The organism is Phaeobacter sp. JH204B (genome assembly GCF_048055755.1).
Taxonomy (GTDB): Bacteria; Pseudomonadota; Alphaproteobacteria; order Rhodobacterales; family Rhodobacteraceae; genus Phaeobacter; species Phaeobacter bryozoorum.
This window is the reverse complement of record NZ_JAYMXF010000017.1, coordinates 132760-146813: the sequence shown is the minus strand read 5'-3', so window position 1 is coordinate 146813 and position 14054 is coordinate 132760. Positions and strand designations below refer to the sequence as shown.

Here is a 14054-nt window from a genome sequence, read left to right as displayed (position 1 = left end):
GATTTTCCTTAGTTACTAAAAAGTGCCTTCTTTCACATAGGAACCACACTTCTTAATAGTAACTTATGTGACCGACTCAGGCAACAGCCACGAAGGAGACTTGAATGACCATTTTCGAGAAAGCGGCAACAACAGCGGTGCTGGCCGCAGCCGTAGCAACCTCTGCAGCCGCTGATCCCGCAGAAAACAAGGTCACCGCCCGGGCTCTTCTTGAGCAGGGCCTCGCCAAAGGCGACCGCGAGTTTATCCGCGCGCATGTCGCCGAGGATTACATCCAGCACAACCCGCAAGCCGCCGATGGGCGCGAAGGGCTGTTGGGCTTTGTGGACTTCCTTGAAACGCTGGATCCGCCCGTGCAGGTCAACCCCATCCGGGTGTTCGGTGATGACAGCTTTGTGGTGATCCATCAGACAGCGGAAATCTTCGGCCCCAAGGTGATCATCGACCTGTTCCGCTTTGAAGACGGCAAGCTGGTAGAGCATTGGGATGCGATCCAGGATGAAGTGACTGAAACCGCCAGCGGCCGTTCCATGATTGATGGCACCACCGAAATCACAGATCTGGACAAGACCGAAGCCAACAAGGCACTGGTTATCGGCCTCGTCACCGACGTGCTGATGGGCGGCGACCTTGCCAGGATCGACGACTACATCCGCGCCGACTACATGCAGCACAATCCTTATGTGCCAGACACCCGCGACGGGCTGAAGGGGTTCATCGCCTATTTGGCCGAGAACGAAATCTCCTTTGGCTACACCGAACTGCACAACGTGGTGGCTGAAGGCAATTTCGTAATGACCCAAGCTGCAGGCATCTACGACGGCAAACCCACCGCTTTCTATGACCTCTGGCGCGTCGAGGACGGGCTGATCGCCGAGCATTGGGACGCGGTGCAGGAAATCCCCGCCGAATTCGCCCACGGCAACGGCATGTTTTGATTCACAACCCCTTTAACTTCACGTCCAACGGAAAGGATACGCAATGACCAAAATCCACCTTCTCAGCACCCTCGCCGCTCTTGCCATCATGACAGGCGCAGCCGCTGCAGCAACTTACAAGACAGATCCTGGCCACACTGAGGTTCGCGTGGGCTGGAACCACGCCGGCGTCTCAATGCAGCACGGCGAATTCACTGCGGTCAGCGGCACGCTGGAACTGGATCCTGCAGACCCGGAGACCGCCAGCGTCACAGCGGCCATCGCAACGGACAGCTTCTTCTCCGGCGTCGAAGCGCTTGATCAACATGCCAAAAGTCCGGATTTCCTGGACGCAGGCACCTATCCGGAGATCACCTTTACCAGCACCGGTGTAAAACTCACCGGTGAGGATACAGCCGAGATTACCGGCGATCTGACCTTGCACGGTGTCACCAAACCGGTGGTGCTTGAGGCCCGCCTGACACACCTTGGCGCGCATCCGGTCGGTCAGTTCTTTGATTACTACAAAGGCGACTGGGTGGCTTTCTCCGCGTCGGGCACAATCGACCCGGCAGATTTCGGCGTCGGCAGCAGCATCCCGGTGGGCCAGCTGACCATCGAAATCGACACCGAGCTTAAAGCAGCCGAATAAGCTCAGGTCTCAATATACCAAATATTCCGACACCTGGGCGCCAGCTTCGGGGTCGGAGTCTGCACATCAGACTGGTAGATTCAGCGAGACGGTCCATAATGGAGGATATCCACCATGGAATTGGTCACAGCTTGCGGCTGCGAACCAAGGGTTCGCGAAATGCCTGAAGCCGACATCCAATGTGCTGTTCAGTTGTTGACCATTCAGAACGTAGGTAATCACTTGCGTTTTAATGCGCTGCAGCAAGCTTAGCGAGCGTTCTAAGTCAAAGGAGCCGCACAGCTGCAACGCATTCTAAGGTTCTTCAAGCGACTGGACACCCTAAGCAGAGGTGGTTCAGGTGGTTTGAACAGTTTCCGGCCGTTTCGTAGGTAGATTTCCCGCTCGATTATGCTGCGACCGGGATTTGTCGCAACGGTTTGAGATAGGCCTGATCGGGCGTCTGCCCGTCCAGCGATGAGTGCGGCCTCCTACTGTTATACGGCACAGGCTCTCGCGGGCTGCTGACACGCTTTGATACGCGCGCAGGTAGACCTCCTCGTATTTGATCGTCCGCCACAGCCGTTCGACAAAGACGTTGTCCCGCCACGCACCTTTGCCGTCCATGCTGATCTGGATGCCCGCGTCCTTCAGCGTCTTGATGAAGTCGATGGACGTGAACTGGCTGCCCTGATCCGTGTTCATGATCTCCGGCTTGCCATGACGGCGCATGGCATCTTTCAAAGCCTCGATGCCAGGGCCGGTTTCCAGTGTTGTCGACAACCGCCAGGCCAGAATCTTTCGGCTGAACCAGTCCAGCACCGCAACGAGATAAACAAATCCGCGCGCCACGGGGATGTAGGTAATGTCCATCGCCCAGACCTGGTTTGGCCGTGTCACAGCAAGCGTTCTCAGCAGACTGGCCTTGGCGAGCGCTTCGCCTAAAAAATCGTTTTCCAGCGTCAACTGGCCTATCTTCGCGTGCAACGATTTGACATCGATCTCGGGCTCCTTCGTCCCAGCACGCTGCCGGATCAGGAGCGGAAAATCCACCTAGCTCAACTGTCCATATTTCTCGGGCCAAATCTAATGGCCGCTCTATCTCTCTTCGCAAAGATCAGGGAAAAGCTGCTCTGGCTTAGTTTGCAAAGCGTCCGCCAAAGCCTGCTCAATCTTCGCAGATCGACACATTCTTTTTCCTACCAAAGTGACAGCAGAGTCAGTCACGCCCAATTCGCGGGCGATCTTTGCGAGAGAGCTTCCCCGGACGCGAAGATCGGCCCTGAGGCGTTCATGTCGATCTAACTGTTATTTTGTGGGCTGACGCATGTTGGCACAATGACGCAGCGCAAGTTTTAGGACAACACGGAACGCCAGCGAGCAGTGTTCGGATGCTGGGTGAATGTTGCGGCGGAAGAGTTCGGCCGGGACTCTGTTGGGTCAATGATGTGACGGAAAAGTCAAACACCTCTGACGTCATACAAATGGGGAAAGTGGCGGACCGAGGAGGATTCGAACCCCCGACCCCTTGATTCGTAGTCAAGTACTCTATCCAGCTGAGCTATCGGTCCACTGCGGCGGGGTTTAAGCGTAGCGGCGCGGGGGTGCAAGTCAAAAGCGAGGGGTCGGCCCTTTTTTTGGCTGACCCCTGAAACGGCTTCTTACCCGGATCAATCAGAACCCCAGTTTGGACCGGGTCTGCTGAACCTGGGCCTGGAATTTATATCCACGGACGAGACCCGCATCTTTCCCAATCGGCCACCATTCGGGATCGTTCGGCCAGCTTCGCCAGATGACACCCCAGGCGTCAACCACATGGCTGATGCAGGATTTGTCGTTCGCGCTGGCTCCGGCACGGCGTCCGCTTGGGTAGTACCAAACGAGATCCTGGCACATCTGCCCGTTTGCATCGACCGCCCAGGTTCCTGCGCCCAGGTTGTCGCTTTGGTCGGCACACCAGGCGCGCGCCTGACCGCCCGGTGCGAAATAGATGCCTCCGCCGCAGTTGTTGGTCCAGAGTTCAGTCTTTCCCGAGTATATTTTTGCAATTTTCTGCGGATTGGCAATTTTTGCACTGCGCGGCAACGGGTCTGCGGATGTCACCGCAGGTAGAGTGCAAAGCAGCGCCGCAGCAATCAGGTTACGTTTAACACTAGTCATCATTTACCTCCTCGGGTCTACCTGGGATCTGTCATCTTGATCTGCTGAACCGCTCTCCAGGCGCGAAGCTTGGAGCGTCAGTATATCAGAACAAGAAGTGATCTGCGTCCTGCAACTCTGTGTATGTCATGTTTTCGACGATCACGGTGACATCGGCAAAATAGATTGCTGCGTCATCGCCGACCTGACCAAAATCGACATCCTGCATGCTCTCCGCTCCGCGGCCAAGCTTGATGCGGTCCACCCCCGCCTCAAAATCGGTGATGCGATCAGTGTGATCGCCCTCATTGAAGATAAATATATCCGCCCCCGCTCCGCCGGTCATCACGTCATCACCGGCCCCGCCAAATAGTCGGTCCACACCGGCGCCGCCACGAATCGTGTCGTTGCCAGCCCCACCGATCAAACGATCGTTGCCCCGTCCGCCCCCGATGAAATCGTCACCAAGACCGCCAAAGATACGGTCACGGCCGATTCCGCCGCGCAGGATATCGTCGCCGCCGTTCCCGTGGAGCGTATCTGCACCGGAGCCTCCGCGGAGGTTGTCGATCCCCAGACCACCCGTCACGAAATCATTACCCCCGCCGGCAGCGACCGTGTCGTTTCCGGCGCCAAGTGAAATGCGATCGCCGCCGCCATAGGTACGGATGGCCGTGACATTGCTGTTGAGGAGGGCAGTGATCTCGTCGTCACCAGAGAGCAGCTCACGGGCCAAATCGTCGGCAGGCAATGAGGCAAAGCGATCAAAGGTCATCGAGATATTGGAAACCGACACGATTGGGGCGCCGTTCAGGGAGTGGTCCATTGAGTAGATCTGCCAATCCGCCTGGTCCTCGCTGGAAAAATCCCCGCCGAGGCGCAGCACGGATCCATCGGCGCCCGTCTGTTCAAGCTCGGTGGCAGAAACAACGGTACCGAAAGAGTCGCGCGAGGTTTCAAAGCTGTCAAAGGCCAGATAGTTACTCAGTGAAGATGCGCCTGGAAACGACGCAACGAATACATTTGCCATTGTGGGCTCTCTTTCACACTGGTTGGAACGATTTGACTAAAAGCTGATAGGTTTATTCGGCGCTGCGGGCAAATATTTGGCGCCTTAACCATATTAACGGACTGTTAATGGGCGTCTGCGGCGTACAAACGACGAAATTTCGTGCGACTGTTTCCAATGCCACCATGGAACGACCCGCGCTCTCCGCTCCAGAGGGAACTCCGATTCTCTTAGTTCAGGTCGTTTTTCTTATCTCGATTCGGCCGGCGGTCTTCTGCGCCAATGCGTCACCTCGATGCGCTGTTTTTCGCCGCTGGGGTGCTCAGTATAGCAGTCAGAACCGCCGATTCCCGTCCACCCTCTGATAGGTTCTTGCTATGCAGAATGCGCATCCGCCGAGGTGATTGAGCCAGCAAATGCCCCATAAGTTTTTGAAATATTTTTGAAAAACAAGCTATACGCATTTTGCATAGCCGCTTTGCAATCGGCATTGGATTGTTCGCGACCCCTGCGATACCGATGAAGTAACAATACAGTAACGGGAGGACGAATAATGAAACATCTTGCGAGTACGCTCGCTGTTGCCACTCTGACGGCAACCCTGAGCACGGCCGCGATGGCCGAGGTGACCATCAAGGTCGCTTATGACGCTGATCCGGTTTCGCTGGATCCGCATGAGCAGCTTTCCGGCGGCACGCTGCAGCTGTCGCACATGGTATTTGATCCGCTGGTCCGCTGGACCAAGGATCTGCAGTTCGCTCCGCGGCTGGCAGAAAGCTGGGAGCAGATCGATGAAACCACCATGCGGTTCAAGCTGCGCGACGGTGTCACGTTCCACAGCGGCAACCCGCTGACCTCGGCAGATGTTGACTGGACGTTTGATCGTCTGAAGTCCAGCCCCGATTTCAAGGGTATCTTCGCGTCTTTCACTGACGTCGAAGTCATCGACGAGCTGACTTTCGACCTGAAGACCTCCGAGCCGTATCCGCTGGTCCTGCACACGGCGACCTACATCTTCCCGATGGACAGCCAGTTTTACTCCGGCACCACCGAGGATGGCAAAGAAAAAGCCGAGCTGGTCAAGCACGGCGACAGCTTTGCATCGCGCAACCTGTCCGGCACCGGCCCCTTCACTGTCACCGAGCGTGAACAGGGCGTGAAAGTCGTCTTTGATCGCTTTGATGGCTACTGGGACACCGCTTCCGAAGGCAACGTCGACAAGATTATCCTGACGCCGATCAAGGAAGACCCGACACGTGTCGCAGCCCTGCTGTCTGGTGACGTTGATTTTATCGCACCTGTTCCGCCAACTGATCTGAAGCGTGTCGAAGAACACGAAGGCACCACCCTGATCACCGAACCCGGCACCCGTATCATCACGTTCCAACTGAACCAGAACCGTGTTGAAGCGTTCAAAGACGCACGTGTTCGCAAGGCGATCGACTATGCGGTGAACAACGCCGGCATCGTGGATCGCATTATGCGCGGCTTTGGCACCGTTGGCGCCCAGGCAAGCCCGGCCGGCTATCTCGGCTATGACGAGAGCCTGACCCCGCGCTTTGACGTTGAAAAAGCCAAGGCTCTGATGGCCGAAGCTGGTTACGCCGATGGTTTCTCGGTCACCATGATGGCGCCGAACAACCGCTATGTGAACGACGATAAAATCGCTCAGGCCGTTGCTTCGATGCTGGCAAAGATCAACATCAAAGTTGACCTGCAGACCATGCCCAAAGCGCAGTACTGGCCGACATTTGACGAACGCGCTGCCGACATGATGATGATCGGCTGGCACTCCGACACCGAAGACTCCGCGAACTTCCACCAGTTCCTGACGCATTGCCCGGACGAAGCCACCGGTAACGGTCAGTACAATTCCGGCAACTACTGCAACCCGGAAGCCGATGCTCTGATGGCTGAAGCCAATGCGACAACCGATCAGGCGAAACGTGGCGAACTGCTGCGCAAGCTGGAAGGCATCCTTTATGAAGACGCGGCCTTCATTCCGCTGCACTGGCAGAACCTGGCCTGGGGTGCTCGTGATGGTGTCCACGCTGAGAAGATCGTGAACGCTCTGAACTTCCCCTACTTCGGCGATCTGAAAGTAGACTGATAACTCTTAGGCCGGGGCGGCGTCGCTGCCCCGGCCGATTTGCCACCAATTCCCAGATTTTCACCACTTCTTTATGGGCATGTCCCTGCCGCCCGCCGGGCGTCAATGGCGTTGTGCCCATCAACAAGTGACTGATACAAGGTAACTCCAACATGCTCGCCTACCTCGTGAAACGCGTGTTTCAGGCTATCGCGGTGATGTTTGCCATCTCGCTGATCGGCTTTGCCATCCAGGACAATCTCGGCGACCCCCTGCGCGAACTGGTCGGTCAGTCCGTTTCGGAAGAGGTCCGCCAGCAACTGCGCGACGAACTGGGTCTGAACGACAGTTTCGTGACACAGTACATCCGATTTCTTGGAAATGCCCTTCAGGGCGACCTCGGCACCAGCTATTTCTTCAAAGAACCCGCACTCGACGTGATCCTGAAGAAGCTGCCCGCCACTTTGGAACTGGTTATGGGTGCAACCCTGATCATCGTCGGCCTTTCCGTACCCTTGGGCGTTTATACAGCGATCAAACCGAATGCGTTCTTCAGCCGCTTGATCATGGGGGTCTCGATTGTCGGCATCTCGATCCCGGTTTTCCTGACCGCAATCCTGATGATTTTTGTCTTCTCGGTGGAACTCGGATGGTTCCCATCTTACGGGCGGGGCGATGTGGTGCATGTCTTTGGCTATTGGGAAACCAATTTTGCTACCGCAGATGGCTGGGTGCACATCCTGCTGCCTTCGGTCGCGCTGGCATCGATCATGCTGCCGCTGTTCGTACGCCTGATCCGGGCTGAGATGATGGAAGTGCTGCAAAGCGAATACGTGAAATATGCCCGCGCCAAGGGCATCCGCCCCGGACGCATCTATTTTGTGCATGCGCTGAAGAATACCTTGTTGCCGGTGATCACCGTTGGTGGCGTGCAGATCGGAACTATGGTCGCCTACACTATCCTGACCGAGACCGTCTTCCAGTGGCCAGGCATGGGGTTCATGTTCCTTGAGGCGGTGAACCGCGTCGATACCCCGTTGATCGTGGCATATCTCATCATTGTGGGCTTCATCTTTGTGGTGACCAACACAATCGTCGACCTGATCTATGGGCTCGTCAATCCAACAGTCAATATTGCGAGGATGGGCGCATGAGCAGCCTTAGTACAAACCAAACCACCCCGTCGCGGTTTAGTCGCCTGTGGAACTCCAACATGGGCTACAGCTTTCGGCGCAACCCCGTGGCGATGGTATCCTTTGCGGTGTTCATGGTCATCACCCTCGCCTCGATCCTGGCACCGGTGCTGGCACCGTTTGATCCCTATGATCCGGCCCAGATCGACATTATGAACAGCGAATACCCGCCAGCCTGGATTGACGGAGCCGACCCCCAGTTCGTGTTTGGCACCGATGATCAGGGACGGGATCTGTGGTCGACGATCCTCTACGGCACCCGCCTGTCCCTGCTGATCGGTCTTTGCGCCGTCGCCTTGCAAGCCTTCCTCGGGATCTCAATCGGGTTGGTGGCCGGCTATGTCGGTGGGCGGCTCGACAGCCTTCTGATGCGCTTTGCCGATATCCAGCTGTCTTTCTCGACGTTGATGGTCGCTATCATCTTCCTCGCGGTGACACAGGCGATGTTTGGCAGTGAGACCTTCAACCAATATGCGATCTACTTCCTGATCGCAGTGATCGGCGTCGCCGAATGGCCGCAATATGCCCGAACGGTACGCGCCACTGTTCTTGCTGAGAAAAAGAAGGAATATATCGACAGCGCCCGCGTGCTGGGCTTCGGCCCGATGCGGATTATGGTGCGGCATATTCTGCCGAACTCGCTGTCGCCGATCTTTGTGATTTCGACGGTGCAGGTGGCGAATGCGATTATTTCCGAGGCGTCACTCAGCTTCCTGGGTCTTGGGATGCCCCCCAGTCAGCCCTCGCTCGGATCGCTGATCTCCTCCGGTTTTGACTATATCTTCTCCGGCAGCTGGTGGATCACCGCCATCCCCGGTGTGGTTCTCGTTGTCCTCGTTCTTGTCATCAACCTCTTGGGTGACTGGATGCGTGACGTGCTGAACCCGAAACTCTACAAAGGATAATAGCGATGTCGTTGCTTTCCGTTCGCGACCTCACGGTCAAATTTGCGATGCGTGATCACACCGTCACCGCATTGAACCAGATTTCCTTCGACCTTGGAAAAGGCGAGCGTCTGGGCATCGTAGGTGAATCCGGGGCCGGTAAATCCATCACCGGTTTCTCTCTGATGAACCTTCTCAGCCGGCCCGGATATATCGACAGTGGTGAGATCCTTTTTGGTGGCAAGGATATCGTCAAACTGTCCGACGCCGAGATGCGTACGATCCGTGGCAATCGCATGGCGATGATCTTTCAGGATCCGATGGTCACTCTGAACCCGGTCCTGACGATCGGCCAGCAAATGGTCGAAACGCTCAAGGCGCACCGCTCGCTCAGCCAGTCTGAAGCGGAACAGATCGCTATTCTGAAGTTGCGGGAGGTCTATATCCCCTCGCCCGAAGAACGACTGAACCAATATCCCCACGAGCTGTCTGGCGGCATGCGGCAACGGATCATCATCGCGATGGCGCTGCTTCTGGATCCGGAGCTGATCATCGCAGATGAACCGACAACTGCGCTGGATGTGACAATTCAGGCGGACATCATGGAGTTGCTGCTGGAACTCTGCCAGTCCAACAAGGTGGGCCTGATCCTGATCACTCATGATCTTGGCGTGGTCAGTCAGATGACCGAGCGCACCCTCGTCATGTACGCCGGTCGTCTGATCGAGGCAGGTCCGACGCGCGAGATTATCAACGACCCGCAACACCCCTATACCCAAGGGCTGATCAACGCGTTGCCGCAACAGACCCTGCCCGGCCAACGACTGAAACAGATCCCGGGCAACATGCCAGGGCTGACATCCATCCCCCCCGGCTGTCCCTTCAGCCCTCGCTGCGAATATGCTGTCGACCACTGCCGCAAGGTGTTGCCGGAAACAGTAAGCTATCGCCAGGTCGAGGTCGCCTGCCACGAAGTCTCCCGCCTGCAGAATACCAGCCTTGAGGAGGCAAGCGTATGACAATCCAGACACAAGACAGCAAACCTTTGCTTGAGCTGAAGAATCTTGAGAAACGCTTTGAATTGGACCGCGGGTTTCTAGAAACCATCAAGCTGCGCGGTGGTCGCATCACCCGTGAGAAACGCGCGGTGCATGCGGTCAACAATGTCTCGCTCACCGCCGACCGTGGCGAAGCGCTGTGTATTGTCGGTGAATCCGGCTGCGGAAAATCTACTGTAGCGCGGCTGGTTGCCGGGCTGCTGACGCCCAGCGGCGGCGAAATCCACTATGATGGTGAACGGATCGACGATCGCTCCCGCGGGGAAATGATGCCCCTGCGCAAGAAGATGCAAATGATCTTTCAGAATCCCTATGCCTCCCTGAACCCGCGCATGACCATCCAGCAGGCGTTGGAAGAACCCGTTCGCCACCACAATCCGTCGCTGTCGCGTGGCGAAGTGCGTGATAAAGTGTCGGAGGTCATGCGGTCTGTTGGTGTGGATCCGAGCTGGTCCAGCCGCTATCCGCATGAATTCTCGGGTGGCCAGCGCCAGCGGATCGCAATCGCCCGGGCATTGACTGTCGACCCCGAGTTCATCATCGCGGATGAACCGATTTCGGCACTGGATGTCTCGATCCAGGCACAGGTTCTGAACCTGATGCTGGAAGCCAAGGACCAGCGGGGACTGACCTATTTCTTCATCACCCACGACCTCAGCGTGGTGGAGCATTTCGGGACGCGCGTTGCGGTGCTCTATCTTGGTACGCTGTGTGAGTTGGCCGATACCCGGACATTGTTTGAAAACCCCAAACACCCCTATACCAAGGCGCTGTTGTCCGCGGTGCCACAGCTCAAGGATGAAGGGCCAAGTCACATCCGGCTGCAGGGCGAAATCCCGACACCCATCAACTTGCCTCAAGGTTGCCCCTTTCAAACGCGCTGCGCATTTGCGAATGCTAGATGTCGCGAGTCGCGTCCGCGTCCATTACGGCAAGCAGATGGCAGCACCGTTGCCTGCCACGCGGTCGAAGAGAACCGGCTCGACGGCTAAACACCGGGACCCCCGGCCCACTGGATGACCCCAGAACGGACCTAGGCAAGTTGGATATAATCTGGCTCAGAGACTTTGAAGCGCTGACAACGCACAAGAATTTTTCGCGTGCTGCAGAAGAGCGGAATGTCAGCCAACCCGCATTCTCCAGGCGTATCCGCGCCCTGGAGGATGAGGTTGGTGTGAAGCTGATCAATCGACAGACCTTCCCGCTGTCGCTGACGCCTGCTGGGGATGTGTTTCTATCGCAGGCCAAAATCATCCTACGCACCTACTCCGAGACGCTGGAACGCTGCCAAACGATTGATGCTGCAGGGGAAAATGTCATCCGCTTTGCGTCATCTCAGTCGCTTTACATGACCCATTTCCGGGACCATATCGAACCGTTGATGGAGGCCGGCGGGTTGGATGTCGATCTCAACTCCACCAGTTGGGCGGCAGATCAATTCGTCACTGCCTTGCAGCAGCGCTATTGCGACGTGATCCTGACCTACTGGCATCCCGCAATGGATTTCCTGTCGCCGCTGGAGGTCAGCAAATGCGATTACTTGACGCTATCAGAGGATGAATTCATCCCGGTGTCAAAAACGGATGCAGGTGGGCACCCGCTTTTCCACCTCGGCCGCGATACCAAACGACAGATTCCGCTGCTGTCCTATGGCAGCGCATCCGCGCTGAGATCGGTTCTGGATCACACCTTGCGCCAGCAAATCTCGCCTCCAAATCTGCTGGTTGTAAACCAGAACTCTCTCGCGAACTCGGTCAAGGCGATGATCCTGGAGGGGTTCGGCCTTGGCTGGCTGCCGCGCAAGCTGTGCGAGGATGAATTGAGCGATGGGCGTCTGGCGCTTGCCGGCGGAGAGTCGTTTGTCACGCCAATTTCGGTCCGTCTGTACCGCGAGACCGAGAATACCAAACCCACATTGAATAGCCTTTGGCGCAAGATGGGCAACAGTGCAGCGATCGTCGGCTGACAACAACAACGCGCGGACTGTTATCTGACTGTTACCGGTCGGCCTCATGCTAGGAATGTTTTGAACCCCTCGCAATCCAGGGCAGGCAAAAAGGCGCTCGTCATGACGTTTCTCTCCTAACCGGCGGAATACAGCCCAACTCATCTATTGCGGGTGTTTCCGTTTTGACTTCTCGCAAAGAGGGCATAAAAGTTGTCTCGCGCGCGTCAGCCAGGGGTGGTGGCGCGCCATCTAATAGAGGCGCAGGCATTCGATGCGCCCTATGGCATTTGAAGGGGTAACCATGGATATCAGTCAACTCAAGACCTTTGTCACAGTGGCAAGGGAAGGCAGTATCACGCGCGCGTCCGAGCTGTTGTTTCGCAGTCAACCGGCCGTCAGCGCCCATATCAAAACGATGGAAGACACGCTGGGCCTGACACTATTCCAGCGTACACCGCGCGGGATGAGTGTCACCACCGACGGACAGCGGCTTCTGGTAGAGGCCAGGCAGCTGCTTGATAATCATCAGAAATTTCTGGAAGAGGCCTCCCGGTTGCGTGGGCGTTTGGCCGGCCAGCTGCGAGTCGGCGCCGGGCGCAACCTGGGGTCGACCGAGGTGAGCCGCCTGCTCGCTGATCTTTCAAAGAACTTTCCAGATCTCGAAGTTGCCCTGCAACATGGCACATCTTCAAGTGTGTTGGACGATATCCGCAATGGTCGCCTGGATGCAGGTTTCTTTATCGACCCTGACGAAGCCCAGAATGACCTTGAAACCCTCGAAATATCGCGTTTCAGCGTCTACCTTGCGGCCGCTCCTGATCTGGTCCCGCCGGGTCCGGACCTTGACTGGGACAAGCTGGAGGCTATGCCTTGGATCTACCCCACTTATAGTTCGTGTTGTGGACGCATCGCGGAGCGCCTGTTTAAGGAAAACCGCATTCAACCCGCCCGGATCATCAATGTCGATGATGAGACTATTACACGCGCCTTGATCGCAAGCGGTGCTGGCATCGGTCTGGTTCACGTCAGCAGCGCAGGAACCGAACCCCCGAGTGGAGAGATCGCGCTGCTGCGAGAAGTCCGCAAATCGACACGCGTTCTCTTCGCTCATCTCGCCAACCGCACTCAAGACCCCATCATCAGCGCCGTTCGCGATCTGCTGGATACAGATAGGATGGCCATCTCGGCCTGACCAGCTCTATTGCCAGCCAAATGGTTTCACCCGTTGAGCCAGCATCACAAATAGAAGCCACGTTATTTCATCAAAATACTATATTGATGAAACCATAATGAGACGTAAGGTTTCATTATATGTAGCAGCGCGATTCTATATCAGCCGAAAATGTTAGATGCTAACTTCCCAGACAGGAGAACCTCAGTGGACCGCAAACTCTATAGCCTTTGTGGCGAAGATCGTAAACGTCACTATTCGCCACATGTCTGGAAAGTCATCATGGCTTTGGAGCACAAGAATTTGAAATATAATCTTGTCCCTGTTTCATTTGGCGACATCACTGCTATTGAGGATGGTCGCTTTACCAGTGTGCCCGTCTTGCGTGATGGAGAAACGGTGCTGGGAGAGAGTTTTGATATCGCTCGGTATCTGGATGAAACCTATACCGATACTCCCAATCTTTTTGATGGCAAGGGAGCGATCGCCCTGACCCGTTTTGTCGAAAGCTACTGCAAAACGGTCCTTCATCCCAGCCTTGCCACGATTGCTGTCATGGATATGCACAACCTGATGTCGCCCGATGACCAAGCCTATTTCCGCGCTGCCCGTGAGCGCAGGTTTGGCATGCCACTGGAAGCCATGGCCGAAGGCGCCGACGGCGAACGCGCAGCGCTGCCAGAGAAACTAGCGCCTGTCCGTGACTTGCTCGGCACGCAGGATTGGTTGTCAGGCACAACGCCTGCCTACGCCGACTACACGCTCTTTGGAACACTGCAATGGTGTAACGTCTGCACATCTAACCCGTTGCTCGAGCGTAATGATATCGTTGGCAGCTGGTTTGAGCGCTGTCTCGACCTCTTCGACGGGATTGGTCGCGACCCGACCCGGTCCAGCTGAGACCGAAACCGGCTGTCGGCTTCCTCTCATCGACGACCGTCACCGCTATGATACCGCCTGCACGTCGGGAAGCTCGCCCGGCGTGCGAGATATGGCGCGCAGCTACAGCCTGTTT

At 56.4% G+C, this 14054-nt stretch carries 12 protein-coding genes, 1 tRNA gene and 2 pseudogenes; 10 read left to right on the top strand and 5 right to left on the bottom strand.

Features of this window, described 5'->3' with window-relative positions; genetic code table 11:
- The first annotated feature begins 104 nt into the window (after positions 1 to 104).
- A complete protein-coding gene (locus VXL81_RS09395) occupies positions 105 to 938 on the top strand; it encodes a nuclear transport factor 2 family protein (RefSeq protein WP_416553955.1) in 834 nt (277 codons plus the stop codon).
- A 43-nt stretch (positions 939 to 981) separates the two neighbouring features.
- Positions 982 to 1569 (top strand): YceI family protein, encoded by a 588-nt coding sequence (locus VXL81_RS09390; protein WP_416553953.1) that lies wholly within the window; start codon positions 982 to 984, stop codon positions 1567 to 1569.
- Between the two features lie 388 nt (positions 1570 to 1957).
- Here the strand turns inward: VXL81_RS09390 and VXL81_RS09385 are convergent.
- The 5 genes and pseudogenes from VXL81_RS09385 to VXL81_RS09365 form a co-directional block, all read right to left on the bottom strand.
- Positions 1958 to 2466 (bottom strand): annotated as a pseudogene (locus tag VXL81_RS09385) (IS3 family transposase); the annotation flags it as partial.
- Between the two features lie 180 nt (positions 2467 to 2646).
- Positions 2647 to 2826, bottom strand: a pseudogene (locus VXL81_RS09380) (helix-turn-helix domain-containing protein); the annotation flags it as partial.
- Positions 2827 to 3042: 216 nt separating this feature from the next.
- Positions 3043 to 3119: transfer RNA gene (locus VXL81_RS09375), tRNA-Arg, on the bottom strand.
- Between the two features lie 103 nt (positions 3120 to 3222).
- Positions 3223 to 3711 (bottom strand): DUF995 domain-containing protein, encoded by a 489-nt coding sequence (locus VXL81_RS09370; protein WP_416553951.1) that lies wholly within the window; start codon positions 3709 to 3711, stop codon positions 3223 to 3225.
- A gap of 82 nt (positions 3712 to 3793) precedes the next feature.
- The gene (locus VXL81_RS09365) at positions 3794 to 4717 is read right to left on the bottom strand and encodes a calcium-binding protein (RefSeq protein ID WP_416535445.1); all 924 of its coding nucleotides are present in this window, start codon (positions 4715 to 4717) and stop codon (positions 3794 to 3796) included.
- 532 nt (positions 4718 to 5249) lie between these two features.
- On the opposite strand from VXL81_RS09365, the gene VXL81_RS09360 reads away from it, so the two are divergent.
- From VXL81_RS09360 to VXL81_RS09325, 8 genes are all read left to right on the top strand, one after another.
- Positions 5250 to 6806: an ABC transporter substrate-binding protein gene (locus VXL81_RS09360; RefSeq protein ID WP_416553949.1), complete on the top strand. Its 1557-nt coding sequence runs from the start codon at positions 5250 to 5252 to the stop codon at positions 6804 to 6806.
- A gap of 152 nt (positions 6807 to 6958) precedes the next feature.
- A complete protein-coding gene (locus tag VXL81_RS09355) occupies positions 6959 to 7939 on the top strand; it encodes an ABC transporter permease (protein ID WP_340547639.1) in 981 nt (326 codons plus the stop codon).
- On the top strand, positions 7936 to 8883 hold the full coding sequence (locus tag VXL81_RS09350; protein ID WP_260102074.1) for an ABC transporter permease: 948 nt from the start codon (positions 7936 to 7938) through the stop codon (positions 8881 to 8883). The genes VXL81_RS09355 and VXL81_RS09350 overlap by 4 nt, the downstream gene beginning before the upstream one ends.
- Positions 8884 to 8888: 5 nt before the next feature.
- Positions 8889 to 9881, top strand: coding sequence for an ABC transporter ATP-binding protein (locus VXL81_RS09345; RefSeq protein WP_260102075.1), 993 nt, complete (start codon positions 8889 to 8891; stop codon positions 9879 to 9881).
- Positions 9878 to 10912 (top strand): ABC transporter ATP-binding protein, encoded by a 1035-nt coding sequence (locus tag VXL81_RS09340; RefSeq protein WP_416541726.1) that lies wholly within the window; start codon positions 9878 to 9880, stop codon positions 10910 to 10912. The genes VXL81_RS09345 and VXL81_RS09340 overlap by 4 nt, the downstream gene beginning before the upstream one ends.
- A gap of 50 nt (positions 10913 to 10962) precedes the next feature.
- A complete protein-coding gene (locus VXL81_RS09335) occupies positions 10963 to 11886 on the top strand; it encodes a LysR family transcriptional regulator (RefSeq protein WP_340547636.1) in 924 nt (307 codons plus the stop codon).
- 283 nt (positions 11887 to 12169) lie between these two features.
- Positions 12170 to 13060 carry a LysR family transcriptional regulator gene (locus tag VXL81_RS09330; RefSeq protein ID WP_416544980.1) on the top strand — a complete coding sequence of 297 codons (891 nt, stop codon included), beginning with the start codon at positions 12170 to 12172 and terminating at the stop codon, positions 13058 to 13060.
- A gap of 186 nt (positions 13061 to 13246) precedes the next feature.
- A complete protein-coding gene (locus VXL81_RS09325) occupies positions 13247 to 13939 on the top strand; it encodes a glutathione S-transferase family protein (protein WP_416553947.1) in 693 nt (230 codons plus the stop codon).
- Positions 13940 to 14054 lie beyond the last annotated feature (115 nt).

What these genes read in the sequence shown, in the direction of transcription:
- VXL81_RS09330 (WP_416544980.1), top strand. Translation starts at nt 12,170, where the DNA reads ATGGATATCAGTCAACTCAAGACCTTTGTCACAGTGGCAAGGGAAGGC.
- VXL81_RS09365 (WP_416535445.1), bottom strand. Translation starts at nt 4,717, where the DNA reads ATGGCAAATGTATTCGTTGCGTCGTTTCCAGGCGCATCTTCACTGAGT.
- VXL81_RS09370 (WP_416553951.1), bottom strand. Translation starts at nt 3,711, where the DNA reads ATGATGACTAGTGTTAAACGTAACCTGATTGCTGCGGCGCTGCTTTGC.
- VXL81_RS09395 (WP_416553955.1), top strand. Translation starts at nt 105, where the DNA reads ATGACCATTTTCGAGAAAGCGGCAACAACAGCGGTGCTGGCCGCAGCC.
- VXL81_RS09340 (WP_416541726.1), top strand. Translation starts at nt 9,878, where the DNA reads ATGACAATCCAGACACAAGACAGCAAACCTTTGCTTGAGCTGAAGAAT.
- VXL81_RS09390 (WP_416553953.1), top strand. Translation starts at nt 982, where the DNA reads ATGACCAAAATCCACCTTCTCAGCACCCTCGCCGCTCTTGCCATCATG.
- VXL81_RS09350 (WP_260102074.1), top strand. Translation starts at nt 7,936, where the DNA reads ATGAGCAGCCTTAGTACAAACCAAACCACCCCGTCGCGGTTTAGTCGC.
- VXL81_RS09355 (WP_340547639.1), top strand. Translation starts at nt 6,959, where the DNA reads ATGCTCGCCTACCTCGTGAAACGCGTGTTTCAGGCTATCGCGGTGATG.
- VXL81_RS09360 (WP_416553949.1), top strand. Translation starts at nt 5,250, where the DNA reads ATGAAACATCTTGCGAGTACGCTCGCTGTTGCCACTCTGACGGCAACC.
- VXL81_RS09345 (WP_260102075.1), top strand. Translation starts at nt 8,889, where the DNA reads ATGTCGTTGCTTTCCGTTCGCGACCTCACGGTCAAATTTGCGATGCGT.